Here is a 673-nt window from a genome sequence, read left to right as displayed (position 1 = left end):
CCGGGCCACTCTGAAAGACGCTCCATATCCACAGTGAAGTTCGATATTAATGGGTTGTTTAATTTTCCTTGGGGTGTCCAACAATCAGACTGAGTGATTGTATTCTGAAAATCTACGATAAAATCGATACCTTGATTCGATTCAATGAACTCCTGGAAGGTATTCGTTTCTACCTTAAACCCCTCTCCACTTTTGACTTTATCTAAAAGTGAACTTAGGTTTCCATTTAAACTAAAGCTCGCAATGAGAGAGTTCTCATAACCATTTTCATGAGTCACATCCCAATCTTGCTGTTTCAAATGGTGAAGGGTGTAATAGGTATTGGCCATGCCTTGAGGCACTAGTTTTAAGGTATCTACCATCTCATTTGCTAATGGATGATCAAGGCTTAACTCTTTACCTTTAATTGAACCATTAGAAAACTCACCGTGTTCCATTAGGTTGTCTACAATACGCTCTCTATCTCGGGTAATGATATAGCTATAAACCATAATCTTAGACCCTGTTATTTATCCGCAAATGACATATTTACTATATTCCATAATCTTTATAAATTCGATTTATTTCGACTCGCACGTGTGTTAATGTGGTATTTATACTGTGTAATTATCCTTCAGGTACAGCTCATGAAAATCTCAAATTGGCCATCACTCATTAAATGGATTATCTCTGT

At 36.8% G+C, this 673-nt stretch carries 1 protein-coding gene; it reads right to left on the bottom strand.

The features are described from left to right. On the bottom strand, positions 1-491 hold a 491-nt coding region (locus IQR33_RS02525), incomplete at its 3' end, for a hypothetical protein (RefSeq protein WP_193843481.1). Positions 492-673: the final 182 nt, after the last annotated feature.

It is taken from the genome of Vibrio sp. OPT46 (assembly GCF_015163535.1).
GTDB classification, from domain to species: domain Bacteria; phylum Pseudomonadota; class Gammaproteobacteria; order Enterobacterales; family Vibrionaceae; genus Vibrio; species Vibrio alginolyticus.
The sequence above is the reverse complement of the archived record's forward strand: the minus strand, read 5'-3'. Positions and strand labels throughout refer to the sequence as shown.